The organism is Citreicoccus inhibens (genome assembly GCF_019039035.1).
GTDB classification, from domain to species: Bacteria; Myxococcota; Myxococcia; order Myxococcales; family Myxococcaceae; genus Citreicoccus; species Citreicoccus inhibens.
In genome coordinates this window covers 85,542-109,577 of record NZ_JAHNZT010000003.1, presented here as the reverse complement: position 1 = coordinate 109,577, position 24,036 = coordinate 85,542, and the positions used below count along the sequence as shown (strand labels likewise).

Genomic DNA, 24,036 nt, shown 5'->3' with positions numbered 1-24,036 from the left:
CTGCTCCCCCGAAGAGGGCTTGGAGGCTGGAACGCACGAGCGCCTGGAAGGGTCTAATCCGCCCGGCCGGACCCGGCGATTTCCTCCGGCATGGCCGTGAGGGCCGCGCACGGGCCTGTCCGCGACGTGGGGCTCGTCCCGCGGGGTGGGGGGACATGGCAGGAGGCTCCCTGGATGCCGGGTCGCGCGCCGGACGAGGAGGCGGGCGATGGGGCCGCCCGTCAGCGGGCGCGCGCCAGGGAGGGCCCCAGCTTGTCCTGGGCGCGCCGTGTGGCGTGCGGGCGAGGGAGGGACGGATGGAGCGCGCGGCCGATCCGGAGCGAGGGGCGCACCGAGCCCCGGGACGACGGACTCGACGGGGGGCGAGCTCGGGCGTCCTCGACTTCCTCCTGGGGAGACCGCTCTCCACGGCCCAGGCGCTGCACGAGCGCATTGGCATCGTGGCCGGCGTGGCGCTGCTGGGCCTGGACGCGCTGTCGTCCGCGGCCTACGGCCCCGAGGCCGCGCTCACCATGCTGCGCCCGCTGGGGACCCAAGGCGTGTGGCTGTTGCTGCCGCTGATGGCGTGCATCATCGGTCTGCTGCTGATGGTCGCCAACTCGTACATGCAGACCATCGCGGCCTATCCGCACGGCGGCGGCGCGTACACCGTGGCGCGCGAGAACCTGGGGCCGCGCGCGGGACGCCTGGCCGCCTCCGCGCTCATGCTCGACTACGTGCTCAACGTGGCGGTGGGCATCTCCGCGGGCGTGGGCGCGCTCGTGTCGGTCTTCCCCGCGCTGCACACGTACACGCTCCCGCTCACGCTGGGTCTGCTCGCGTTGCTCACGCTCATCAACCTGCGCGGAGTCCGAGAGGCTGGCGCCGTGTTCGTGCTCCCCACCTGGTTGTTCATCGCCGCGCTGGTGACGACGCTGGGCGTGGGTGCGTTCCAGATGGTGTCCCACGGGGGACATCCCATCGCGGAGGTTCCGCCGCCACCGCTGCCCTCGCCCACGGGCGCGGCCACGGTGTGGCTGGTGATGCGCGCGTTCGCCAGTGGCTGCACGGCGATGACGGGCGTGGAGGCCATCAGCAACGGCGTCCCGCTGTTTCGCGACCCCTCCATCCGACGCGCGCGCACCACGCTCGCGCTCATCGTCGGCACCCTCGTGGCGCTGTTGGCGGGCGTGGCGGTGCTGTGCCGCGCCTATGCCGTGGGCGCCACCGTGCCGGGCTCCTCGAGCTACCAGAGCGTGCTGTCCCAGCTCATCGGCGCGGTGATGGGGCGCGGCGTCTTCTATTACGGCGCCATGGCGACCATCCTCGCGGTCCTCTCGCTGTCCGCCAACACCAGCTTCGCGGACTTCCCGCGCGTGTGCCGACTGCTGGCCCAGGACCGCAACCTCCCGGTGTCGTTCGCGCATCGCGGCCGGCGGCTCGTGTTCTCCTACGGCATCCTCACGCTCGCGCTGCTGGCGGCCTTGCTCCTCATCGTCTGCCGAGGCATCACGGATCGCCTCATCCCGCTGTTCGCCATGGGCGCGCTGCTGGCCTTCACCTTGTCGCAGCTCGGCATGGTGGTGCACTGGAACCGCCACCGGGCGCAGGTGGGTTGGCAGTGGCGGCGCGCGGTCAATGGCGTGGGCGGCGTGCTGACGGCGCTGACGCTGCTCATCGTCGGCGTGTCCAAGTTCGCCGAGGGGGGCTGGGCCGCGCTCCTGCTCATTCCCATGGGGGTCCTGCTCTTCTCGCGCGTCCACGCGGCCTACGCGCGCATGGCCCGCGCCACCGAACTGCGGCGTCCCATCCGTCTGGCTGACACTCCGCCCTTCATCGTCGTCGTGCCGGTGGACCGCTGGTCCCACGCCTCCGAGGCCGCGGTGTGCTTCGCGCTGGAACTCAGCCAGGACGTCCACGCGGTGCACGTGTGCACGGGCGAGGACTCGGAGGCGGAGCTGAATGTCGCGTGGCGCCGCTACGTGGAGGCGCCGCTGGTCGCGGCGGGGCGTGAACCCCCGCGCCTCGTTCATGTCCCGTCTCCGTACCGCGGCGTGGTGTGGCCGCTGCTGGACCACGTGGACTCGCTGCTGGAGGCCGCGCCCCTTCGCACCGTGGTGGTGGTGCTGCCCGAGCTGCTGGAGCGCCGCTGGCTGCGCGCCGCGCTCTATGGGCACCGCTCCGAGGTGCTCCGCAGCGCCCTCCTCATGAGCGACGAGCGGCGGCTCGTGGTGACCAGCGTTCCCTGGTACCTGCCCAGCGCCGAGCGCCCCGAGCCTCACTCCGCCTGGTGGAGCGCATCCCCGGGCGACGAGGCCCCTTCCCACTGAGGGCCCGCGCTACACCGTCTGCGGGGCGTGCTCGTGCGTGGCCTCGCGCGAGCGCACCTCGTGGGGTTCGCTCATGCGCGCCTGCGCGGCGTAGCTGGACAGGTCGGGCTGGCGCATGTCGTGCCACCGCGTATCCGGCGCGATGAGCGCGTCCGCCTCCGAGGGGCCCCAGGTGCCAGGTGAGTACAGATGCAACGGCGTGACGTCTCCGAGGACGGAGTCCACCACGCGCCAGGCCTGCTCCACCGCGTCCTGCCGCGCGAAGAGGGACGAGTCACCGCGCATCGCGTCCCCGAGCAGCCGCTCATAGGGCTCCTTCTGCGCGCCGCGGTTGCGCAGGGCGATGAGCTCCACGTCCTCGCCCACCATGGCCTCACCCGGGCGCTTGGTCCTCGCGCCGATGGAGATGAGCACGTCGGGCCCCAGCCGGAAGCGCACGAAGTCCGGCGTGCCGGGGTGGCCATTGTCGAAGATGGGGTAGGGCGGGCGCTTGAACTCCACGCGCACCTCCGTGGCCGTCACCGGCAGACACTTGCCCGCGCGCAGGTAGAAGGGCACCCCGGCCCAGCGCCACGAGTCGATGTGCAGCCGCACCGCGGCGAACGTCTCCACGTTGGAGGTGGGAGCCACGCCCGGCTCACGGCGGTAGTCGGTGAACTGGCCGCGCACCACGTCATCGGGCCCCAGCGCGACCATGTGACGGAAGACGCGGCTGCGCTCGTCTCGGATGTCCTCGGGGGACGGGCCCGCGGGAGGCTCCATGGCCAACAGCGCCACCACCTGGAGCAGGTGGTTCTGCACCACGTCGCGCATCGCGCCCACCTGCTCGTAGAACGAGCCGCGCCCCTGCACGCCGATGCTCTCCGCCAGGGTGATTTGCACGCTGCTGACGTACTGGCGGTTCCACACCGGCTCCAGGAACGAGTTGGCGAAGCGGAAGAACAGCAGGTTCAGCACCGGCTCCTTCCCGAGGAAGTGGTCGATGCGGAAGATGGACTCCTCGGGCAGGAAGCGATGGAGCTCCTGGTTGAGCGCGCGCGCCGAGGTCAAATCCCGTCCGAACGGCTTCTCCACCACCACGCGCCCATTGGCGAGCGCGCCCGCGTGCGCGAGCCCCTCCACCACTCGGCCGAAGAGCACCGGCGGGATGGCGAAGTAGTGCAGCGGACAGGTCGCCTCGCCCATGGCGGCCTTCACCCGCGCGTAGGTGTCCGGAGCGCGGTAGTCCCCGTCCACGTAGCGCAAGAGCGCGCACAGCTTGGGGAAGGCCACGGGGTCCACTCCGCCGTGCGCCATGACGCTGTCGCGGGCGCGCTGGCGCAGGTGCTCCAACGTCCAGCCGGACTTGGCCACGCCGATGACGGGACAGGAGAGCCGCCCCGCGCGCACCAGGGCCTGGAGGGCGGGGAAGATTTTCTTGTACGCCAGGTCGCCCGTGGCGCCGAAGAAGACGAGGGCATCGGACAGGAGTTCAGCCATGGCTCAGGCTCCCGGGGTGGGCCGCTCGAGGTGTCCGCCGAACTGGAAGCGCATGGCGGACAGCAGTTGGTTGGCGAAGGTGCTCGCGCCCTGGGCGCTGAAGCGCGCGAACAGCGCCGCGGCGAGCACCGGCACCGGCACGCCCTCATGGTCCGCGGCCTCCAGTGTCCACCGGCCCTCGCCTGAGTCCGCCACGCGGCCGGAGAAGTTCTGCAGCGTGGGATCCAACCGGAGCGCGCGCGCGGACAGGTCCAACAACCACGAGGAGATGACGCTGCCGCGCCGCCACACCTCGGCGATGGCCCCGAGGTCGAAGTCGTAGAGGTAGTGCTCGGGGTGGCGCAGCGGCGCGGTCTCCGCGTCCACCGGGCGGGGATGCTTCCCCGCGTTGGCCTTGTGCAGGATGTTGAAGCCCTCGGCGTAGGCGGCCATCAGCCCGTACTCGATGCCGTTGTGCACCATCTTCACGAAGTGGCCCGCGCCGTGAGGCCCGCAGTGCAGCCAGCCCTCCTCGGCGGGCAGGGGAGGCGAGGCGTCGCCGGACAGCCGCTCCGCGCTCGCCACCCCGGGCGCGAGCGAGGCGAACAGCGGCGCGAGCCGCGTCACCACGTCGGCTTCGCCCCCAACCATCAGGCAGTAGCCGCGCTGGCGACCCCACACCCCGCCGCTCACCCCCACGTCCACGGCGTGCAGGTGCCGCTCCCGAAGTTCGGCCGCGCGGCGCAGGTCATCGAGGTAGTACGAGTTGCCGCCGTCGATGACGGTGTCGCCGGGCTCCAGCAGTGGAATCAGGGCCTGGAGCGTCAGGTCCACCAGCCCCGCGGGCAACATCAACCAGACGGCGCGCGGTGGGGCAAGCTGGCGGACCAGCGCTTCGATCGAGTCCGCGCCCGTCGCGCCCTCCTGACGGAGCGCATCCACGGCCGCTGGGCGGATGTCGGTGACGACGCAGCGGTGTCCCGCCTGGAGCAACCGGAGCGCCATGTTCGCGCCCATCCGCCCCAACCCCACCATGCCCACGTCCATGCGCGCCTCCCCGCCCCGGGAGTCTGCGCCACGGGGCGGTGCTCACGGTGAGCACTGGTGGACGGACGCGGCAGCACGGGGCGAGCACAGGGCCTGCCTGGAAGGCCGCCCCGCGCTCGCGCGGGCCTATTCCTGCTCGTCCTGCCTCGTGAGGCCCCAGTCCTTCAGCCGCTTGAAGAGGGTGGAGCGGGCCACGCCCAACTCGCGCGCCACGCGCTCGCGGTTGTTGTTGCACCGGCGCAGCGCGGCCTCGACGATCTGCCGCTCCAGCTTCTCCATCATCTGCTCCAGCGTCATGCCGGGTAGCAGCCCCGGAACCACCACGCCCGTCTCGCGGTTCAGCTCCTGGTCGAAGGAGACGTCGCCCGCGTCCACGGCGGCGCCCTTGCGCAACAGCATTCCCCGGTGCACCACGTTGCGCAGCTCGCGGATGTTGCCGGGCCAGGCGTGCTGCTGCAGCCGCTCGGCGGCGGCGGGGGTGAACGTCACGGATTGGCCGCGTGGCGCGAAGAGCCGCAGGAAGTGCTCCGCCAGCGCGACAATGTCCCCGCGACGGCTGCGCAGCGGGGGCAGGTGCAGCGGGATGACGCACAGGCGGTAGTACAGGTCCTCGCGGAACCGTCCCTCGCGCGCCGCGGTCAGCAGATCCACGTTCGTCGCGGCCACCACGCGCACGTCCACGTGGAGCGGACGGCTGGCGCCCACGCGCTTGATCTCCCCGCTCTCCAGGGCGCGGAGCAGCTTGGCCTGGACGTCCAGGGGCAGCTCGCCAATCTCATCGAGGAACAGGGTGCTGCCATCCGCTTCTTCGAAGGCGCCCTTGCGCGCGTTCACCGCGCCTGTGAAGGCGCCCTTCTCGTGGCCGAAGAGCTCGCTCTCGATGAGTTCCTTGGAGATGGCCGCGCAGTTGACGGGGATGAGCGTGCGGTCCGCGCGCGGCGAGCACGCGTGGAGCGCCTGCGCCACCAGCTCCTTGCCCGTGCCGGATTCGCCCAGGATGGTCACCGCGGCGGTGGACGGGGCCACGCGTTCGATGAGCTCCGCGATGCGGCGCACGGAGGGGTCATTCCCGATGATGCCGTGGAACGACGTCTCCTTGCGCTGCGCCGGCACGGCCTCCAGCACCAGCTCCGTCTCGCCCACGCGCAGCGTGGTGGGCAGCGCGACCTCGGCCTCGTGGACTCGCACGGGCCCCACCCACGTGCCGTTGGTGGAGCGCAGGTCCATCACCTGGAAGGCGCTGTCTCGCCGCGTCACCTTCATGTGGCGACCGGAGATGAACCGGTCCTGCGCGAGCACCAGGTCGCAGCCTGGGTCCTTCCCCACCGTGAAGCTGTCGCCCGTCATCCGATGCACAGACTCGGAGAGTCCTTGCCGCACGCGCACCTGGGCCGGGAGCCAGCGTCCTGTTCGCGCATCCGGACCGCGCACCGCCGTCGTGTGCGCGCCCACCTCGGTGTCCGGCTCGGCGTCGCCGCGAGTATTCACTCGGAAGACCGCGCGCCAGGGGCCCAGCTCCAGGTCCGCGCCGTCCGCCAGCTCGCCGCGCTCCAGGCGCTGGCCAGCCACCACGGTGCCCTTGCCGGACAGGTCCTCCACGAGGCAGCGCTGGCCGTCCCACGCGAGGGCCACTTGCTGGCGGCTCACCTCGGGGTCTGGAATGGCCACGTCGCATGCGTCGCCGCGCCCCAACACCAGCCGGGCACGCTCCACCCCTACCCGCAACACCTCCTCGCCACGACGGAAGAACACCAGCTCCGGCATCCCAGCCACTCCCAGAAGGTCAGTCCGGGGATGCCTTTACATGGCGCGCTGGCCGGCTTTCAACCCCACGCCCGGAGCGGGCGCGGGGGCCCGCGCGGGCCTAGCGCTTGGGCTGGAAGCGCACGCTGCTCAGCATGCCCGTCAGCTTGCCGCCGCGGTACTGAGGGTTCTCGCGGTCCGTCGGCAAGAAGTTGAGCGCGATGCTCAGGGGCCCCAGCCGCTTCTGGAAGTCCGGGTCGAACTTGAGGCGCACGTCCAGCGCCAGCTCGCTGTACTCCGGACGCTTGCCCAGCTTCACCGTGCCGGTGCCCGAGCCATCCAGGTCATCGCTCTTGAGCGTCAGCGTCTTCACCGTGCCCAGGCCCTTGTCGAACTGGATGTCCCCGTTGAGCTCGCCCAGCTCGATGCGCGGGGCGTCCATGGGCATGGCGGGGCTTCCAGGCGAGATGGGGATGGCCACCTTGCCGCTCTTGATGAGCAGCCCCTTGGTGTCGAGCGTGAGCGTCCCCGTCGCGGCGGACCAGTCCGCGGAGGCAATCTTGAACACCGAGCCCGGCATGTTCAGCGCGAGGTTCCCGCTCACGTTGCCCTCCATGTCCAAGCCCGTGTAGGCCGGCAGGTTGCCGCCGTTGGCCTTCAGGCCCCGCGCCTCCAGCCGGACGGCCAGGTCGGAGAGCCCGCCCACGCTGAGGAAGAGCGAGCCCCCCATGGCGCTGGCGTTCACCGCCAGACCGGGAGGGAAGAGGGTGGGGCGCATCGCCACGCTGTCGAAGACGAGCGCCTCGCCCAACTCCGCGGCGCCCAACACCGTGCTCTCGCCGCGCGCGAGCGACGCGACCGTGTCCGGGCTCAGCGGCGCGGGCGGCTTGCTCAGGCGCACGTCGTGGGCGGTGATGCCATACAGCCCCGGACGCAGGCTGCCGATGCGCACGGCAAGTCCCTGCCCGGCGGCCTCGGTGACGACGCGCGAGCGCACCGCGTCGTACGGGAAGGTGAACAGCAGGCAGAGGATGAAGGCAACCACCGCGAACGCGGCGTAGCCGAGGACGACCTTCCAGCGGGCGGGCTTGGAGTCAGGGCTCATGGCTTATTGCTTCATCCGGTAGGTGGCGACGGTGGTCCACACCGCCAGCGTGTCGGTGGCGGGCCGCGGCTCTACGCGGAGGTACTTCACCTTCACCACGCCCGGGCCGCTCTCCACCGTGCGCAGGAAGTCGGTCAGCTTGCGCAGGTCCACGTCCGTGAAGGTCAGCTCCACGGAGCTCTCGATGATCTTCCCGTCCCCGATCCCCACGTCTCCCTTGGGCGTCATGTTGGGCACGGTGAGGCCGGCCGCCGTGGCCTTGTCCTCGATGTAGCTGATGAGCCGCACGTTGCTGCGCGTCAGCTGCTGCTCCACCGCCTGCCGCTCGGACTGGGCCTCGCGGTAGCTGGCGGCCAGCGCCTGAACGTCCTGGAGCTTCGCCTGCTTGTCCTGCGTGCGCCGGCGGTAGCCCTGCGCGCTGTTGGCGAAGCTGAAGAGGATGGCGAACACGGTGAACGCCACCACGGCCGAGCCCGCCAGCGCCACGAGCTTGCGCTCGCGATCGCTCAGCCGCTCGAACCACGTCTGGAGGGGACCGAAGAGTTCCCGAAGTTTTCCCATGGCCTAGCTCTCCCCGCCCTGCTGCTCGCCGGGGCACTGCACCTGCACGTCCAGGCGGAAGGAGAGCTTCTGCCCGTCGCGCGTCTTCTCCACCTTGCCCTCCTTCACTTCCTTGAAGCAGCGATGGTTCTTCAAGGCCGTGGAGAGCGCGTCGATCTGCTTCGAGCTGTCCGTCTCGCCCTGGAGGATGATGCGGTCCAGGTCGATCTGGATGCGGTCGAACTTCACCGGAATCTCCGGGGGGATCCGCTGCGTCACCTCCGACAGCAGGTTGACGGCGGACATCTGCGGCAGCGCCGCCGCCGGGCTCTCCACGCCCTTGAGCATGTTGAGCGCGCGGTCGTAGTTCTTCTCGCAGGTGCCGAGGATGCGCTGCGTGGTGTCACAGAGCACGGCATCCACCTGCGCCTCGCGCCGCGACAGCACCGTGTTGCGCACCACGCCGAACGCCACGAGCAGGAGCAGGAGCGTGACGCCGAACGACGCCAGCAGCCCCAGCTTGTCCTTCACGTAGTCGAAGTCGCCCTTGAACGCGAACGGGCCCCGGCGCAGGTTGAAGCGCGGCGCGCGCGCGCCCGAGGCATTGCCCCGCATGGCCAGCGCGTACGCCTGCGCGGCCGTGGACTGCTGCGCGGCGGGGATGACCTCCACCGAGTCCGCGGGCAGCGCGAGCACCCGCACGGGCACCCGCAGGTCCTGGCTGAGCTGGTCCGCCAGCCCGGGCATCCTCGCCGTGCCACCGCACAGGACGATCGCGTCCACCTGCCGGCGCGTGCGGGCGGTGAAGGCCTTGAACGTGGGCCGCAGCTCGCGCAGCACGGGCTGCAGGCCGCGCACGAAGGCCGCCGAGGCGCGCTCGGCGTCCGGCCCCTGCGCCGCGCCCGCCATGGCCCCGTGCTGCTCCTTCCACTGGTGCGCCTCGGGGTAGGACGTCTGGAACTCGGTGGACAGCGCGCGGCTCAGGTCCCGGCCGCCGCCGGCGAACGTGCGCACCAGCTCCACGCCCTGGCCCGGTCGGCCAATGGCCACGGACGTGCGCTCGTGCCCGATGTCCACCACCGCCACGGTGCCGCCCTCGCCCAGGCCCTGGAAGAGGCCCGGCGCCTGCTGGAGCAGGTTCTGGTAGGCGAGCCCCGGGTGCGTGACGACGCGCGGATCGAGCTTCAGCTCCCCGAGCATCTCGAGCAGGCCCTTCAGCTCCTCCTGGCGCACCACGCCCACGAGCAGGTCCGCGGCCTTGTCCTTGGCGTTCCCCGCGTCCTTCAGCCCCACGACCTGGTAGTCGTAGACGGACTCGGAGACGTCGAAGGGGAGCTGGCTGCCAATCTCGAAGGGCAGCGCGGCCTCCACGCGGCGAGCGTCGGAGAAGGGCAGCTGGAGCGCGTGCGTGGTGAGCCCCGGACCGGGCAGGGCGATGACGACCTGATCCAGATGCCCGGGGGGGATCGCCGCCATCAGCTCCCGAAGCGCGGCGCGCAGCGTCTCCGCCTTGTCCCCCTCGGGCGCGCGGCGCACCTCGGCGTAGGCCTTGGGGGTGTGTCCCTTCTGTTTGGACTCCAGCACCACCGCCTTCACGGATTGGCTGCCGAGGTCCAGGCCAAGGATGCGGGCCATGCTATTCCTCTCTCCAGTACAGGAGCTTGCCCAGCCCGTCGTCGAGCCGGATGACCGCGGTGAGCGTCTTCTGGACGCTGCCCGCTTCTCCCACGGATTTGATGGTGAACGTCGTGCTCTTGTCGCCCAGGTAGCGATTGTTGGCGACGTTGCTCTTGATGCTCGGGTTGGTCGCGACCCCCGCCGCCTCCATCACGGCGAGGAAGTCCTGCACGGACATCCCGAAGAAGCTGAACATGCGCGCGGCGCGGATGCGCGAGATGAGCTCGTTGAGGAACACCGGATCCGACAGCCGGGGATCCGGCCGGCTCGGGTCCGCCGCGGACATGATGGCCAAGCCGAGCATCACCGGATCATCCGTGTTGATGTTGGGCTTGGAGTTGGGGTCCGGATACACCGTGAGCCGGTCCCGGAAGGCCGCCATGAAGGCGTCGTTCACGCCGTGCACTCGGTACAGCTCGTCCAGGCTGTCGAAGCGGGCGTTCTTCGGCTCGTAGCGCGGCTCATAGCGGCTGTAGGGCGAACCCTCGTCCGAGAAGCCATTCACCAGCGGGTTGGTGGGGTCCTTCAAGTTGAGGGAGGACTGGGTGGTGTCGTCGTCAGCCCAGTCCTTCATCGCGAGCAGGACATCCTGGGGCGTGGTGCGGACCTTGTTGGCGTCCTCGTGGTCCCAGAGGAACTCGAAGCGCTTGTCGGACATCATGTCCAAGAGTCGAGACGCGGTGGGCAATGCATCGCCCGCGCCCGAGTTGAGCCGCACGACGTTGAGCTTCTCCTCTTCGTCGCTGATGGTGGCCAGGAAGCAGCCCTCGAATCCGCCAAAGGAGCGCTTGTGCATCTGCGAGGCGACCTCGGATGAGCCGCCCTGCTCCTCGTCCTCGTTTTCCATCTGGAACTTGGAGTCCGCCTTCACGGGCGCGGTCTCCGAGCGGCCCTCTTCGTCCGTCGCGGCGTCGCTCTTCACCAGCCCCTTGAGCATGTGACAGTCCACTCGCGCCAGCTTCCAGAGCTGGATGTTGAGCGACTGCGGCTGGGCCTGCTGCTGGCCTCCCTGTTGGGCGCCGGGCATGAACTGCTTGAGCAGGTCGCCGATGTTCGGGATGGGCGTCTGGTCCACCTGCTTCTGGAACCGCATGAGCAGCCGGCCCATCGCGATGCCCGAGCGCGCCATGTAGTAGGCGCGGACCTCGTCACGCTGGTTGGCGGCGAGCTGGAGGTCCACGCGCGTGTTGTACGCGAACTCGGTGGCCACCACCGTGAGCAGCGCGATGGACACCACCGCGATGATGAGCGCCACGCCGCGCGAGCGACGGCCCTCGCGGACCGCCGGTCCCCGAGGCGGCTGCGCGGCGGCGCTGGCGGGGCGCCTCCGTCGGGGCGCCTGCTGGAAGAAGGGCAGGGGCATCAGAACCTCGGCAGCTCCGTGTTGAGCATCACGCGCGTCTGCGTGGTGTAGCGCGCTTCCTTTCCATTCTCGTCGAGCGCGGTGACGGTGATTCGAACGCGAGTCGGGAGGATGGAGCGCTGCTCATTGCGGCGCGTGTCCCACTCGTCATCCCACTCCTTCTTCTCCGAGTTCCAGTAGGCGAACTCCAAGGTCTTGACGCCCTCGAACAGGACGTCCGTGGTTCCGCCGCGATCCATGCGGTCACCCACGTTGGGGTTGACCCGCCGCTTGAGGTCCAGTCGCCCGCGTGCGCCGCGGTCGTTGGAGGCCTCCACGAAGTATTCCACCACCGCCTGATCGGACTCCTTCACGTCGGTGTACAGGCGCTGGTTGGCGAACGTGGTGAAGAGCAGCTTGTCGCGCTCGCCCACGAAGTTGGTGGGCCGGTCGTTCTGGTCGCGGAAGCGCTTCAGGTCATACCGGTCGCTCACGTAGGCCGAGCCAATCTCGCGGGCCATGCGGTTGAGCGCCACGCGCACCATCCGGTAGTGCTCGGCCTCGCCCTCCACGGTCTCCTTGGCGCTGAAGCCCGTCTGGAAGGCCATGGCCACCACGGTGCCCATGAGCGCGGTGATGGCCACGGCGACCATCACCTCCATCAGCGTGAACCCTCTGCGCCCGAGGCGCTTCATGCGAGAGCTCATTGGAAGTTCCTTCCCGCACCGAAGTTCGGCATGTTGAACCGGCCCAACGGATTGTTCGGTGCATTCGGGACGATGCCGCCCGTGCCCATGCCCGTGCCCGGGCGCTGCGAGCCGCCGTTCTGCTGCTGCAGCCACTCGGTGCGGTTCTGCAGGGGCTTGCGCGAGATCGGGTCGAGCATGGTGCGACCGTCCGGACCCGGCACGGGATTCTGGACGATCATCCCCGTGGTCGGATCCACCCACTGGCCGCTCAAGTTCTGCGGCTGGCTCCCCGGATTGGGCGTGAAGGGCGTGGAGCCATTGCGGTCGCCACCCGGCCCCAGCGACACGACGTGGGTCACCACGTCCATGCTCTCCACCTGCTTGCCGTCCTTCCAGTACACCGTGAGGTGCACCTCGCGGACGGACTTGGTGAGCTGGTCCACCATCTGCGTGAACATGGGCTGCGCCATGCTCATGGCCGAGCCCTGCAGGCCGCTCATTCCCTGCGTCATGCCCGCGGCGCTGTCTCCGCCCTTCTTGTCTCCCGCGCCGCCGCCGAACATCGCCGCGAGACCACCCAGTCCGTCGCCGTCTCCGCCGCCCCCCATGGGCAGGTTGAAGATGGCGCCGATGAGCTGATCCGGTGACACGCCCTGCGTTCGGGGCGCGATGATGCGCGCGCGCCACTTGAACTGGGGCCAGCCCTCTTCGGAGAAGTCGCCGGAGTCCTCGTCGTCGTCGTTCTGGAAACCCTCGTCGTAGAGCTTCTGCTCCAGGTCCGTCATCTTCGAGCGGGCCAGGAGCGCCGCCACCGTGAGCCGCTTGGTGTAGGCGTGGTTGGCCACGGCCCCCGAGTTGAGGTCGAAGATGGCCATGAGCGCCAGCGAGAGGATGGCCATGGCCACCACCACCTCCAGCAGGGTGAAGCCGCGCGTGCGTCTCATGAGCGGGGCACCTCCAGGGCCTCGGCGACGATGTTCACCTTGCCCGTGAGGGGTGACACATCCAGCGTCCACACGTTCTCGCCTTGGCGCAGGTACACGAGCGCCTTCTCCGTGTAGCCCTGGGGGAAGAAGTAGAGGTACGCCACGCCGCTTTCCACCGCGGCGTGCTGTTGGCGTGTCCACACGGACACGGACACGCCGGCGGGCAACTCGCGAGGGCCCACCTCCTCGGCGGTGAAGGAGGAGAACTTCGTCGTCTCCTCGACGCGCTCCTTCTCCTGGGCCATCAGCTCCTGCGCGGACGGGGTGCTGTTGTCCGAGCGCGTGTAGTTGCGCCGCTCGTCGCGCCCGCTGCCGTGGGCCCGTGCGCGCTCCGTGCGCGCCTTCGCGTCGTCTTTCAGCGCGGAGTCCCGGTCGCGCGAGGTGGTGACGCCGCTGCCCGCGCATTCCGCGTGGTAGCGCGTGGCCTCCTCGCTCTTGGGGTCGGGGATCTCGAAGACGAGCCGGCACGTCTTGCCGCTCAGCGCCGCCGAGTCGTAGAGCGAGCGGATGACGCCCGCCATCTCCACCGCGGAACTCTTCGCCTTGGCCCCGGTCAGCGCCCCGATGCCAATGGCCACGGCGCCGAACAACACCGCGGCGATGGCGAGCGCGATGGAGATTTCAATGAGGGTCAGCCCGCGGCGCGAGCGCTGACGCCACGCGGCCGAGAAGGGCGAGAACCTCAAGGTTGACCTCCCTGCGCCACGAGCCCACCGCTGAAGACATCCGTTGCGTCTCCCGTGCCCCCCGGCTGGCCGTCCGAGCCGAGCGAGAGCACGGCGCCCGTGCGGCCCTCCATCCGGTACACGTACGGGTGGCCCCAGGGGTCCATCGGAATCTGGCCGAGCACCTTCGAGTCCAGGAGCGGCTGGAAGCCCTCCTCCTGCGTGGGGAAGCGCCCCATCAGCCGGTTGTAGGACTTGAAGATGCCCTCCAAGCGGCGAATCTGGTCGCGCGCCTGGCGCTGTGGAGGGCTGAGCGTGGCGTCGTTGGTGGCCCACACCAGACCGAAGGCCAGCAGCGTCGCCGCGGTGAAGACGACGCCGAGCAGGACCTTCCCGGTCCGGGGAGGACGCGCCTGCGCGGGAGGAGTCGGAGAGGAAGAAAGCTCGGTCATCGGGGCCATTCCTACGACAACACGTGAGAGGCGCGTCGGCTTCGCGTTCGAGCGCCGCGCCTACTTGTCCTTGGAGGAGATGTCGGCGTCCGAGCCCTCGCCGCCCGCGTTGCCATCCGCGCCGTACGAGATGATGACCGGCTTGCCGCCCTCGTTCATGTACACGTACTCGTGACCCCAGGGGTCGGTGGGCACCTTCTCCAGGTTCTGCGTGTCCACCAGCGCCTTCAGGCCCGTGCCCGTGTCGGGGTAGCTGCCCTTCTTCGTGTAGTAGAGCTTCAGGGCGCTCTGGATGTTCTTGATGTCCAGGCGAGCCGTGTCCTGCTTCGCCTCCTCCAGCTTCGGAATCACGGCCACGCCCACCGCGGCCGCGATGAGGCCGAGGATGGTGATGACCACCATGATCTCGATGAGGGTCATGCCTCGACGGCTGCGGCGGCGCTGCGACTTCGTGTTCATCGTCGTCATCTCTGCACTCCTCTTCGGGTGACTTTCTGGCAAGCCACCGGGATGTCGTTGTGTCGTCGTGTCAGACTCAGGGCGAGGCGCTGAGTCCTGGCTGGGCGCGGGAGGTCGGCTCCGCGTACAGCCGCGCTCCCACTGTCACCAGGGCCGCCGCCAGAGCGAGAAGCCCCGCCAGCGTCGCGCGTTGGATCCACCGGTCGAGCGTGTGGTTCATCGGGTCCTGGGCTCCCTAGTGGATGGCCGTGTTCACCTGAAGGATTGGCATCAGGATGGAGAACGCGACGAATGCAATCACCGCGCCCATCATCACGATGAGGATGGGCTCCAGCAGCGAGGTGAGGGCGCCGATGCGCACGTTCACCTGCGTCTCGTAGCTGTCCGCCACGGACATGAGCATGTCCTCGAGCTGGCCCGAGCGCTCGCCGATGGCGACCATGTGGTAGACGAGCGGCGGGAACTGTCCCGAGCGCTTGAGCGGGTTGGCGATGCTCTCGCCCTCGCGGATGGACTCGCGGGCGTTCTCCACGGCCTCGGCCAGCACCGAGTTGGTCATGATGGCCTTGACGATGTCGAGCGCGGCCAACATGGGCACGCCGCTCTTGAGCAGCGTGGACAGCGTCCGGGCGAAGCGCGAGATGGCCAGCAGGCGCACGAGGCTGCCGAAGATGGGCGCCTTGAGCGTGAAGCGATCCCACTTGGGCTTGCCCTTGGGGCTCTTCGTCCAGCGGGCGAAGAAGATCGCCCCGGCCACCATGGCCGGGAAGATGACGAACCACCACCCCTGCAGGAAGTTGCTCGTGGCGATGAGGATGCGCGTCTGGATGGGCAGCGTGGCCTTCATCGTCTCGAAGATCTTCGTCACCTTCGGAACGACGAACACCATCAGCAGCACCAGGATGCCGCCGCCCACCACCATCATGATGGCGGGGTAGAGCATGGTCCCGATGATCTTCTGCTGCAGCTTGGCCTGGTTCTCCGTGAAGTCCGCCAGACGCAGCAGCACCGTCTCCAGCGCGCCCGAGGCCTCTCCCGCGCGCACCATGTTGACGTAGATGCTGGGGAAGATTTTCGGGTGGGCTCCGAACGCGTCACCCAGGGACGAGCCCTCGTTGACGCGCTGCTTGATGTCCGAGAGGGCGCGCTTGAGGCGCTCCTTCTCCGCCTGGTCCACCAGGGCGTTGAGCGAGTCCACCACGGTGACGCCCGCGCCCAGCAGCGTGGCGAGCTGGCGGGTGAGGATGGCGACGTCCTCGGTGCTGACGCGCCCGCCCGCCAGTTTGCGCAGGTTGATGTCGCGCGCCACCAGGGAGGCATTGCCCCCCTGGGCCACGGCGCCGCGGCTGCCCTCGGCCTGGCCGAGGACGTCCGTGAGAAAGAGGCCATCCGCGCGCAGCTTGGTGCGCAGCGTCTTGGGCGAGTCCGCCTCCAGCAGACCCTTGATCTGCTTACCCGCGCTGTTGAGTGCTCTGTATTCGAAGACCGGCATGGGAATGGCTCACCCCCCGGCGCTCCTGCGAGGGGAGCGCGGGGTTAGATGTCCTCCTGCGTGATGCTCAGCACCTCGGCGATGGTCGTCTCGCCCAGCGCCACCTTGCGTGCACCGTCCTCCAAGAGGGTCAACATCCCCTTGGACAGCGCGGATTTCTTGATGGTGCCCGCGTCCACGTTCTTGAGGACGAGCTGACGCACGTCATCGTCCACGGTCAGGAACTCGTAGATGCCGGTGCGGCCGCGGTAGCCGTTGCGGTTGCACGCCGGGCAGCCCAGCGCCTTGTAGATGCGGTCCACGCCATAGCGGGCCTTGAAGGACGCCAGGGTGTGTCCCAGCTCCCGCAGCTCGATGTCCGTGGGCGTGTACGGCTGCCGGCAGTCCGGGCACACCCGGCGCACGAGGCGCTGGGCGAGGATGCCGGTGAGCGACGACGCCACGAGGAACGGCTCCACGCCCATGTCGACCAGACGGGTGACGGCGCCGGCCGCGTCGTTGGTGTGCACCGTGGAGAGCACGAGGTGGCCGGTGAGCGAGGCCTGGATGGCGATTTCCGCCGTCTCCTTGTCGCGGATCTCACCGACCATGATGACGTCCGGGTCCTGGCGCAGGAAGGAGCGCAGGCCCTGGGCGAAGGTGAGGCCAATCTTCGGGGCGATCGCCATCTGGCTGATGCCCTTGAGCTGGTACTCGACGGGGTCCTCGACGGTGAGGATGTTGAGGTCCGGCGTGTTGATCTTCGACAGGGCGCCGTAGAGCGTGGTCGTCTTGCCGGAGCCCGTGGGGCCCGTCACCAGGACGATTCCGTGCGAGCGCTTGATGACCGCCGACATGGAGCCCAGCACCTGCTGGCTCATGCCAATCTCCGCCAGGTCCAGCAGCGTGGCCGACTTGTCCAGCAGACGCATGACGATGCGCTCGCCGAACGAGGTGGGGATGGTGGACAAGCGGATGTCGATGTCGCGTCCGGCCAGCTTGATGCGGATGCGGCCGTCTTGCGGCAGGCGCTTCTCCGCGATGTTCAGCTGCCCCATCACCTTGACGCGAGCGACGATGGAGTTCTGGTAACGCTTGGGCGGCTTGATGACTTCCTGGAGCACGCCGTCCACGCGGAAGCGCACGAGCAGCTCGCGCTCCATGGGCTCGATGTGGATGTCGCTCGCGCGCTCCTTGGCGGCGCGGAAGAGCACCGAGTTCACCAGTCGGATGACCGGAGCCTCGTCGTCCGCGTCGAGCAGGTCCTTGGGCTCCTCCAGCTCATGGGCGAGGGAGTCCAGGTCCTCGGTCGTCTCCATCTCGTCGACGAGCTGCTCGGCCTCGTTGACCGAGCGGTCGTACACGGCGTTGATGGTGTCGACGATGGTGGACGCCAGCGCGATGCGCGGGCTGATGTTCTGCCCGAGCAGCAGCCGCGCGTGGTCCAACGCGGTGGTGTCCAGCGGATCCGCCGCGGCGAGGACGACGGCGTCTCCCTCCACGGCGAGCGGCAGGATGTGCGTCTGGCGCGCGAAGTTGATGGGGATGCGCTTGACCAGCTCGACATCCACCTCTTCGGTGAAGATGCGCTGGAGATAGGGCAGGTCGAGCTGGTGGCCGAGTGCGCGCGCCACGTCCTCCTCGGTGACCGCCTTCATCCCGACCAGCACCTCGCCCAGACGGCCACCCTTCTCGGCCTGCGTGGCGAGCGCCTCCTGGATCTTCTCCTCGGTCAGCGCCGGAACGAGCGCGCGGAGGATCTCCCCCAGCGGACGGCCGCACAGATAGGCCTGACCATGGGCGACGACCTGGGTGGCGTCGTTGCGTGGCGACGCGCCGGTCGGGGCGGCGCCTTGAGTGGTGGGATCCGCGGTCACGTTCATGGACTCATTCCCCCTGGCCCGGCTGGATGCGCAGGCGCTCGGGCGACGCGTCCGGACGGGACGCGGGGGCCGCGGGCTGCGCGCTCGGAGCGGGCGCTGATTTGTCGGAACCCGTGGCGGGCGCTGCGAAGTCCCGGCCGTTGGCCGGCGCTTGGACCTCGGGGCCCGCGCCCGGAGCGGGCGAGGGGGCGGGGGACTGCGGGTTCGCGCGGGGGGCTGCCTGGGGAGCCTGGGGGGCGGTTGGCCGGATGACGCGCTCGCCCGCTGAGCCCGGGCCACCATTCTCCACCCGCTGCTCCTCCTTCATGACGGCCTGGTTCATGCGCATGAGCGGACCGGGCTTGCGGCTGAAGTCCACCGCCACGTCGTAGCCCGCCACCTGGCCGTAGAACTGCTCCACGAACTGCTGCCGCTCCTTCATCTTGCGCTCGAAGATGCGGCGGAAGTCCTCCTGGCCCCGGATGATGTAGGGCGTGAGGAAGAGCAGCAGGTTCGTCTTGGTCTTCTTGTTCGTCGTCTGGCGGAACAGGTGACCGATGAGCGGGATGTCGCCGAGCACTGGCACCTTGGCCACGGACTCAATGGTGCGGTCCTGCATGATGCCGCCGATGACCACGGTCTCCTGGTCCTTGGCGATGACCGTCGTCTTCGCGCTGCGCTTGCTGGTGGTGGGGCCGAGCACCGGATCCGTCGAGGCGATCTCCTCGGTCTGCTCGGTGATGACCAGCCGGATGTAGTCGCTCTCGTTGATCTGCGGCTTGACGGTGAGCTTCAGCTCCACGTTCTGGCGGGTGATGGGCGCGTAGAGCGAGCCCAGGCCGCCCAGCGACGCGAGCAGCGATGGGTTGAGGCCGCCAGCGGTGCCGGTGCCGCCCGCGGCGCCGCTCAGGCTGGAGGGCGAGAAGCCGGACTGGAACGGGACGTTCTGGCCCACGGTGATCTCCGCCTCCTCGTTGTCGCTGGTGAGGATGTGCGGGGTGGACAGCACGTTCACGTCCGAGGACTGCTGGAGCGCGTGCAGGACCACGCCGAAGGCGGGGATGTCGATGCCCAGGTTCTTCAGGGCGGGGATGACCGGGCCCTGGATGCCGGCGAGGAAGCCGCCGAAGCTGGCCAGGTTGGCGAGGCTGAACGAGGGGGGCGCGCCGGACGAGGTGTACTTCGTGCCCACGATGCCCGCGGCGTCGTTGTCTCCCGCCTTCAGGCTGAAGCCCTGGTGGACGTTGATGCCGAACTCGCTGTTGCGGTCGAGGTTCACCTCCATAATGACGGCCTCGACGAACACCTGCCGGCGCGGCTGATCCAACTGCTGGATGACCTGGACCAGGTTCTTGTAGTCCGACTGGCTCGCGATGATGACGAGCGAGTTGGTGCCCTTGTCCGCGGAGATCTTCACCTCGCCGCTGAACAGCTCCGCCGCCTGCGTGCCCGCCGGGCGCTGCTGCATGCCACCGGGAGGCTGGGGCGCGGGGAGGTTGCGCGGACGATTGGCCGTGCCCTGCGCCAGCGACTGGAGCGTGCTGGCCAGCTCCTCCGCGTTGGCGTTCTCCAGCGCGTAGATGTTGATGCGGCCGCCGCCGCCCGCCGGGATGTCGATCTCCCGGACGATGTCCTGGATGCGCGCGAACGCCGCGGGGCTGGCGACGATGATGAGCTTGTTGGTGCGCTCGTCCGGGAGGATCTGCGTGAGCGTCACCGGGCCACCGCTGGCCTCCTGGCCACCCGCGGCCACGGAGCCCTCGCCGGGAGGGCCCCCCGGGTTGACGGGCGGCGTGAACGAGCCGGGGCGCTGACCCGGGCGCGTCGTCTTGGACTCGAAGAGGCGCTGCACCGTGGTGGCCACGTCCTGCGCGGTGGCGTACTGCACCTGGATGACGCGCATCTCGTCGCTGGCGGCGCGGCTGTCGAGCTGATCAATCAACCGCTCCAAGCGGTGGATGTTGGAGCCCACGTCGTTGACGATGATGGTGTCCGGCGGGAACGGGATGGTGTCGCCGTCCTTGGACACGAGTTGCTGGAGCACGCCACGCAGGGGCTCCACTTCCACGTTCTTGATCTTGAACAGCTTCGTCACCATCTGCTCATTGGTGGTGTACGGCTGATCCGGATCCGTGATGGTGGGGATGGGGTTCTGCTTGGCGGAGCGCTTGTCGACAATCTTCAGGAAGCGCCCGTAGGGGTAGACGGCGAGCCCGTTGGCGTCGAGCGCGGCGAGGAACGCGGAGTAGAACTGGTCCGCGTCCACTTCCACGCGGCCGTTCTCCGGTCCGATGATGGAGATCTTCCCGCGCACGTTCTCCGGGAGGATGAACGTCTTGCAGGTCGCGTCCGAGACGGTCTGCACCAGCTTCTCGATCTCCACCTTGTCGAAGTAGATGCCGTAGCGCGCGTGGCGCCGGGCGTCCTCACAGGTGGGCGTGGTGCGCGAGCCCTGGGACTCGTTGCCGGAGCCCGGGTTCGTGGCGGGCGCGGTGGGCGCCTGCGGGGAGATCGTCCGCGTTCCCGGAGGAGCGTTATCGGGCAGCGAAGGACGGCGTTGCGCCCACGCGGGAGCGGCGAGCGCGAGGCACAGACAGAGCATCCAGGACAGGAGCGTCTTCATGGAGGAGCGGGCGCTGCTGGGGGTGTTTAACGGACGTTGTACGATTTGCGGATCGGCGCTCCGTTGCGCTCGATCTCGATCTCGATACGAGAGGAGTCCTTCAGCTTCGAGTAGACCTCCAGAGCCTTCTCTGGACTGTTCATGTCGAAGCCGTTGATGCGTCGGATGACGTCACCGTTCTGGACGCCAATCTTCGAATAGATGGAATCCGGGCGGATGGAGAAGAGCTTGAAGCCCACGGCCTGCCCATCCTTGAAGGCCGGAACGATGCGCGCCTGCATGGCCACGTCGTTGAGGTTGCCCAGGGTGCGGTCAATCTCCGCCTTGGGCACCTCGTACTCGTTCTCGCTGAGCGCCTTGATGCCGTTGCCCAGGCCGTTGCTGGCGGGCGGCGCGGTGTTGGCGGGCGCGGTGGTGGGCGGCGGCGTGTAGGCCGCGACGGCGCCGTCACCGGGCTGCCCATCGATGAACTCGCGGCGGCCCCCGTTGTTGATGATGACGCGCTCGCGCTCGATCTCCATGATCATGGCGCCCTGCAGCGTGTTGCCGACCATGTATGTCTGCGAGCGCTGGGTCACCATGTCCTGGATGGACGCGAAGGACCACTCCGGGTTGGCCGCCACGAGCGTGCCCAGGAGCTTCACGCGCATGCCGCTCTTGGCGGGGGGCGCGTTGGGGTCCATCTGAGGCGGCCCCTCGGGCTCCTTCACCGCCACCTCGGGCTCGGGAATCTTGATGCCGGTGAGCTTGGACAGCCGCTCGATGTCGAGCGAGGCCATGCTGGTTTCCGCCGCACGGGCGTGGTGCGGCGCGCGCGCGGACTGCCCCGAAGAGGGGGCCGGCGCGATGGCGGACTCGACGAACAGGTTCACCGTGCGCGCCGCCAGCAAGGCGACGAACAGGATGAACAGCAAGCTCACCGTCCAGAAGTATTTGCGAAAGAAGAGTTCCATCACGCTTCCAAGAGAAAGCCAGCCCCGGATTCAGCAAGCCAAGTGCCACCGGCAGAGGCGGGCGGGGAACTGGAGCCTTACGGCCAAGTGCTCGGAATTATTTCGGAATAGCGGACGCGCCCGAGGGGGCGAGCAGGCCCGTGCCGCCGTGCGGACAAATTGTCAAAAGCGAGCGGGGGCTGGTGTGACGCCCTGTCAGTCCGGCACGCCCGGGGGAGGGGGCGTCTCCGGGCCGGTCTGCTCGCGCTCGAGCTTGCGGTAGATGGTGCGCGCGGCGATGCCGAGCAGGCGCGCGGCCAGCGTCTTGTCGCCCCGGGTGTGGCGCAGCGTCTCGTGGATCACCCGGCGCTCGATTTCCTCCATGGGCGTGCCGATGGGGATGACGAGCTGTCCCGCGGAGCCGAGCGGGCCCTTGCGCACCGACTCGGGGAGATCGCTCGCCTCCAGCACCTCTCCGCGGGCGAGCACCACGGCGCGCTCCACGGCGTGCTCCAGCTCGCGCACGTTGCCGGGCCACGCGTAGTTCTCCAGCACGCCCAGCGCCTCGGCGGAGAAGCCGCGCAGCACCTTGGCGTTCTTCGCGGCGAAGCGGCGCAGGAAGGCATCCGCCAGCAGGGGAATGTCCTCTCGGCGCGAGGCCAGCGCGGGCACGCGGATCTCCACCACGTGCAGGCGGTAGTAGAGGTCCTCGCGGAAGCGGCCCTCGGCGACCTCCTTCTGCAGGTCCTTGTTCGTGGCGGCGACGAGCCGCACGTCCACCTTCACCGTCTGCGTGCCGCCCAGGCGTTCCAGCTCTCCCTCCTGGAGCACGCGCAGCAGCTTCACCTGCGCGGTGAGTGGCAGCTCGCCCACTTCATCCAGGAACAGGGTGCCTCCGTGAGCGCGCTCGAAGCGGCCCTCGCGTCGCGCGACCGCGCCGGTGAAGGCGCCGCGCTCCACGCCGAACAGCTCCGCCTCCAGGATGCTCTCGGGCAGCGCGCCGCAGTTGACCGCGATGAAGGCCGCCCGGGCTCGCGCCGAGTACTCGTGCAACGCGCGGGCGGCCAGCTCCTTGCCCGTGCCGGACTCTCCCAGCAGGAGCACGGTGGCGGTGGAGGGCGCGGCCTGCCGCAGCGTGTCCAGCATGGCGCGGAAGGCAGGGGACTGGCCCACCATGGCCTTTCCACCCGAGGGGGATATCTCCGCCAGCTTCGCCTTGAGCGACTGGTTCTCCGCCACCAGCGCCTGCTTCTCCAGCGCCTTCTGGACGGCCTTCACCAGCGAGTGGCGCTTGAGGGGCTTGGTGATGAAGTCGTAGGCGCCGTCCTTCATGGCCGCCACCGCCGTCTCCACCGTGCCGTAGGCGGTCATCAGCACCACCTCCACGTCCGGGCGGATGGCGCGGCTGGCCTTGAGCAGCTCCTGCCCATCCATCCCGGGCATCATCAGGTCGGTCACCATCACGCTCACCTCGGGGCGCCGGAGCAGCTCCAGCGCCTCGGTGCCCTGGGCTGCGGTGAGCGTGGCGAAGCCCTCCCGTTGGAAGATGCGGGAGACCGAATCGAGGTTGGCGCGGTCGTCGTCGACGACCAGGACCGTGGGCGATGTCATGGGTGTGCGTGTGCCTTTCGCGGACCTCGGACTTGCAAGGCTTGTTCCCTAGCTGGCGTCCTCATCCGGCTCCAGGGGCCCGCCGCCCATGCGCCCGATGTCTTCCTTGCGCACCGAGTCCACCTTGAACTTGCGGGCGCTCGCGAGCATCCGGTCCAGGGTGGCGTCGAAGTCCGGCGGCGCGCCGTCCTTGCGGAAGCGCAGGAAGTTGATGCGCGCGACGACGAAGTTCTTGAGGTAGGGGCTCTGCATGCCCCGCTCCTTGAGCGCGTTGACGACGGCGACGACCGCGTCGTCCAGCTCCAGGAGGCGCGCGGCGCGGGCCTCGCGCAGGGGGAGCATCTCGGCGAGTGGCCGGGCCTGGAAGGACTCCACCAGTTTGACGAAGGGGTGGTAGGCGCCCGCGGAGAAGCGGGGGCGCAGCTCATAGGCCGCGCCCAGGGTGATGAACGAGGGCTCGTCGAAGAGGGGCGCGAAGTTCGTCTCGGGGCCCGCGCGCCCGGCGCCCACCAGTCCGCGGTACATGCGGATGACCTCCAAGGAGCGCTCCTTGAGGTTGTGGGCCTTCTCCGTGTTGAGGGCGAGGATTTGATAGGCCACGTCCTCCTCGGGCAGGAGCAGCGCGACGATGGCCTTGGCGCCCAGCAGCTTGCTGGCGTGCAGCCGGTGGTTGCCGTTGGGCGTCCAGTACCGGCCGTCCTTGCGCACCGCGATGACGGGGTCGAGGAAGCGATCCAACCGCTCCATCGCGGTGGCGAGCCGCTTCACGTGGGGCTCGGACAGGTCGCGCTGGTAGGGCGTGGGCTCCACCTTGTCGATGGGCAGCGCGGCGAGCACCACCGGGTGCGCGCCCAGCGGATCCCGATAGACGCTGAGCACCTCGCCGCCGTCGGCGCGGACCGCCTCCAGCAACTCGACGGGGTACGCGGCGGCGTCGCTGGCGACCTCCGCCACGGTGAGTCCTCGGGACTCCGGCTCGGCCTTCTTGCGGCGCGGCTTGCGCGTCGTCGTCTTGGCGGCGGCCTTGCGTGCGGACTTCGCTGCCATGTGCTTGCCCCTCCCTGA

General features: G+C 69.2%; 20 protein-coding genes. 1 reads left to right on the top strand and 19 read right to left on the bottom strand.

Annotated elements, in window-relative coordinates:
* Positions 1-296: 296 nt before the first annotated feature.
* Entirely contained in the window at positions 297-2,309 is a 2,013-nt protein-coding gene (locus KRR26_RS05045) for an APC family permease (RefSeq protein ID WP_217079235.1), read from the top strand.
* 9 nt (positions 2,310-2,318) lie between these two features.
* Here KRR26_RS05045 and zwf read toward each other — a convergent pair whose 3' ends face one another.
* From zwf to KRR26_RS04950, 19 genes are all read right to left on the bottom strand, one after another.
* Complete coding sequence (gene zwf, locus KRR26_RS05040; RefSeq protein WP_217079234.1) at positions 2,319-3,788, bottom strand: glucose-6-phosphate dehydrogenase; 1,470 nt, start codon at positions 3,786-3,788, stop codon at positions 2,319-2,321.
* Between the two features lie 3 nt (positions 3,789-3,791).
* Positions 3,792-4,814: a phosphogluconate dehydrogenase (NAD(+)-dependent, decarboxylating) gene (gene gnd, locus KRR26_RS05035; RefSeq protein WP_120201323.1), complete on the bottom strand. Its 1,023-nt coding sequence runs from the start codon at positions 4,812-4,814 to the stop codon at positions 3,792-3,794.
* 126 nt (positions 4,815-4,940) lie between these two features.
* A complete protein-coding gene (locus KRR26_RS05030; RefSeq protein WP_217079233.1) occupies positions 4,941-6,578 on the bottom strand; it encodes a sigma 54-interacting transcriptional regulator in 1,638 nt (545 codons plus the stop codon).
* A 100-nt stretch (positions 6,579-6,678) separates the two neighbouring features.
* Complete coding sequence (gene gspN / locus KRR26_RS05025; RefSeq protein ID WP_120201319.1) at positions 6,679-7,662, bottom strand: type II secretion system protein GspN; 984 nt, start codon at positions 7,660-7,662, stop codon at positions 6,679-6,681.
* 3 nt (positions 7,663-7,665) lie between these two features.
* Positions 7,666-8,223 (bottom strand): type II secretion system protein GspM, encoded by a 558-nt coding sequence (gene gspM / locus KRR26_RS05020; protein ID WP_120201317.1) that lies wholly within the window; start codon positions 8,221-8,223, stop codon positions 7,666-7,668.
* Positions 8,224-8,226: 3 nt separating this feature from the next.
* On the bottom strand, positions 8,227-9,837 hold the full coding sequence (gene pilM, locus KRR26_RS05015) for a pilus assembly protein PilM (protein ID WP_120201314.1): 1,611 nt from the start codon (positions 9,835-9,837) through the stop codon (positions 8,227-8,229).
* Position 9,838: 1 nt separating this feature from the next.
* Positions 9,839-11,242, bottom strand: a complete 1,404-nt coding sequence (locus KRR26_RS05010; protein WP_120201312.1) for a type II secretion system minor pseudopilin — start codon at positions 11,240-11,242, stop codon at positions 9,839-9,841.
* On the bottom strand, positions 11,242-11,916 hold the full coding sequence (locus KRR26_RS05005; protein ID WP_120202269.1) for a PulJ/GspJ family protein: 675 nt from the start codon (positions 11,914-11,916) through the stop codon (positions 11,242-11,244). Before KRR26_RS05005 ends, KRR26_RS05010 begins: the two co-directional genes overlap by 1 nt.
* Positions 11,917-11,924: 8 nt before the next feature.
* On the bottom strand, positions 11,925-12,854 hold the full coding sequence (locus tag KRR26_RS05000; protein WP_120201310.1) for a type IV pilus modification PilV family protein: 930 nt from the start codon (positions 12,852-12,854) through the stop codon (positions 11,925-11,927).
* Positions 12,851-13,582, bottom strand: a complete 732-nt coding sequence (locus KRR26_RS04995) for a type II secretion system protein (RefSeq protein ID WP_120201308.1) — start codon at positions 13,580-13,582, stop codon at positions 12,851-12,853. Before KRR26_RS04995 ends, KRR26_RS05000 begins: the two co-directional genes overlap by 4 nt.
* On the bottom strand, positions 13,579-14,013 hold the full coding sequence (locus tag KRR26_RS04990) for a type II secretion system protein GspG (RefSeq protein ID WP_233576523.1): 435 nt from the start codon (positions 14,011-14,013) through the stop codon (positions 13,579-13,581). Before KRR26_RS04990 ends, KRR26_RS04995 begins: the two co-directional genes overlap by 4 nt.
* A gap of 60 nt (positions 14,014-14,073) precedes the next feature.
* The gene (gene gspG / locus KRR26_RS04985) at positions 14,074-14,481 is read right to left on the bottom strand and encodes a type II secretion system major pseudopilin GspG (protein ID WP_199723641.1); all 408 of its coding nucleotides are present in this window, start codon (positions 14,479-14,481) and stop codon (positions 14,074-14,076) included.
* 67 nt (positions 14,482-14,548) lie between these two features.
* The gene (locus KRR26_RS04980) at positions 14,549-14,692 is read right to left on the bottom strand and encodes a hypothetical protein (protein ID WP_199723640.1); all 144 of its coding nucleotides are present in this window, start codon (positions 14,690-14,692) and stop codon (positions 14,549-14,551) included.
* A 15-nt stretch (positions 14,693-14,707) separates the two neighbouring features.
* Entirely contained in the window at positions 14,708-15,964 is a 1,257-nt protein-coding gene (gene gspF / locus KRR26_RS04975; RefSeq protein ID WP_120201304.1) for a type II secretion system inner membrane protein GspF, read from the bottom strand.
* A 44-nt stretch (positions 15,965-16,008) separates the two neighbouring features.
* Complete coding sequence (gene gspE / locus KRR26_RS04970; protein ID WP_120201302.1) at positions 16,009-17,826, bottom strand: type II secretion system ATPase GspE; 1,818 nt, start codon at positions 17,824-17,826, stop codon at positions 16,009-16,011.
* Positions 17,827-17,830: 4 nt separating this feature from the next.
* Complete coding sequence (gspD, locus tag KRR26_RS04965) at positions 17,831-20,428, bottom strand: type II secretion system secretin GspD (protein ID WP_120201300.1); 2,598 nt, start codon at positions 20,426-20,428, stop codon at positions 17,831-17,833.
* A gap of 26 nt (positions 20,429-20,454) precedes the next feature.
* The gene (gspC, locus tag KRR26_RS04960; protein WP_199723639.1) at positions 20,455-21,381 is read right to left on the bottom strand and encodes a type II secretion system protein GspC; all 927 of its coding nucleotides are present in this window, start codon (positions 21,379-21,381) and stop codon (positions 20,455-20,457) included.
* Between the two features lie 195 nt (positions 21,382-21,576).
* Entirely contained in the window at positions 21,577-22,971 is a 1,395-nt protein-coding gene (locus KRR26_RS04955; protein ID WP_120201296.1) for a sigma-54-dependent transcriptional regulator, read from the bottom strand.
* 48 nt (positions 22,972-23,019) lie between these two features.
* The gene (locus tag KRR26_RS04950) at positions 23,020-24,018 is read right to left on the bottom strand and encodes a ParB N-terminal domain-containing protein (protein WP_217079232.1); all 999 of its coding nucleotides are present in this window, start codon (positions 24,016-24,018) and stop codon (positions 23,020-23,022) included.
* Positions 24,019-24,036 lie beyond the last annotated feature (18 nt).

Bases quoted from the DNA above. Each gene is read 5' to 3' on its own strand.
- KRR26_RS05045 (WP_217079235.1), top strand. From the start codon at position 297: ATGGAGCGCGCGGCCGATCCGGAGCGAGGGGCGCACCGAGCCCCGGGA.
- zwf (WP_217079234.1), bottom strand. From the start codon at position 3,788: ATGGCTGAACTCCTGTCCGATGCCCTCGTCTTCTTCGGCGCCACGGGC.
- gnd (WP_120201323.1), bottom strand. From the start codon at position 4,814: ATGGACGTGGGCATGGTGGGGTTGGGGCGGATGGGCGCGAACATGGCG.
- KRR26_RS05030 (WP_217079233.1), bottom strand. From the start codon at position 6,578: ATGCCGGAGCTGGTGTTCTTCCGTCGTGGCGAGGAGGTGTTGCGGGTA.
- gspN (WP_120201319.1), bottom strand. From the start codon at position 7,662: ATGAGCCCTGACTCCAAGCCCGCCCGCTGGAAGGTCGTCCTCGGCTAC.
- gspM (WP_120201317.1), bottom strand. From the start codon at position 8,223: ATGGGAAAACTTCGGGAACTCTTCGGTCCCCTCCAGACGTGGTTCGAG.
- pilM (WP_120201314.1), bottom strand. From the start codon at position 9,837: ATGGCCCGCATCCTTGGCCTGGACCTCGGCAGCCAATCCGTGAAGGCG.
- KRR26_RS05010 (WP_120201312.1), bottom strand. From the start codon at position 11,242: ATGCCCCTGCCCTTCTTCCAGCAGGCGCCCCGACGGAGGCGCCCCGCC.
- KRR26_RS05005 (WP_120202269.1), bottom strand. From the start codon at position 11,916: ATGAAGCGCCTCGGGCGCAGAGGGTTCACGCTGATGGAGGTGATGGTC.
- KRR26_RS05000 (WP_120201310.1), bottom strand. From the start codon at position 12,854: ATGAGACGCACGCGCGGCTTCACCCTGCTGGAGGTGGTGGTGGCCATG.
- KRR26_RS04990 (WP_233576523.1), bottom strand. From the start codon at position 14,013: ATGACCGAGCTTTCTTCCTCTCCGACTCCTCCCGCGCAGGCGCGTCCT.
- gspG (WP_199723641.1), bottom strand. From the start codon at position 14,481: ATGACGACGATGAACACGAAGTCGCAGCGCCGCCGCAGCCGTCGAGGC.
- KRR26_RS04980 (WP_199723640.1), bottom strand. From the start codon at position 14,692: ATGAACCACACGCTCGACCGGTGGATCCAACGCGCGACGCTGGCGGGG.
- gspF (WP_120201304.1), bottom strand. From the start codon at position 15,964: ATGCCGGTCTTCGAATACAGAGCACTCAACAGCGCGGGTAAGCAGATC.
- gspE (WP_120201302.1), bottom strand. From the start codon at position 17,826: ATGAACGTGACCGCGGATCCCACCACTCAAGGCGCCGCCCCGACCGGC.
- gspD (WP_120201300.1), bottom strand. From the start codon at position 20,428: ATGAAGACGCTCCTGTCCTGGATGCTCTGTCTGTGCCTCGCGCTCGCC.
- gspC (WP_199723639.1), bottom strand. From the start codon at position 21,381: ATGGAACTCTTCTTTCGCAAATACTTCTGGACGGTGAGCTTGCTGTTC.
- KRR26_RS04955 (WP_120201296.1), bottom strand. From the start codon at position 22,971: ATGACATCGCCCACGGTCCTGGTCGTCGACGACGACCGCGCCAACCTC.
- KRR26_RS04950 (WP_217079232.1), bottom strand. From the start codon at position 24,018: ATGGCAGCGAAGTCCGCACGCAAGGCCGCCGCCAAGACGACGACGCGC.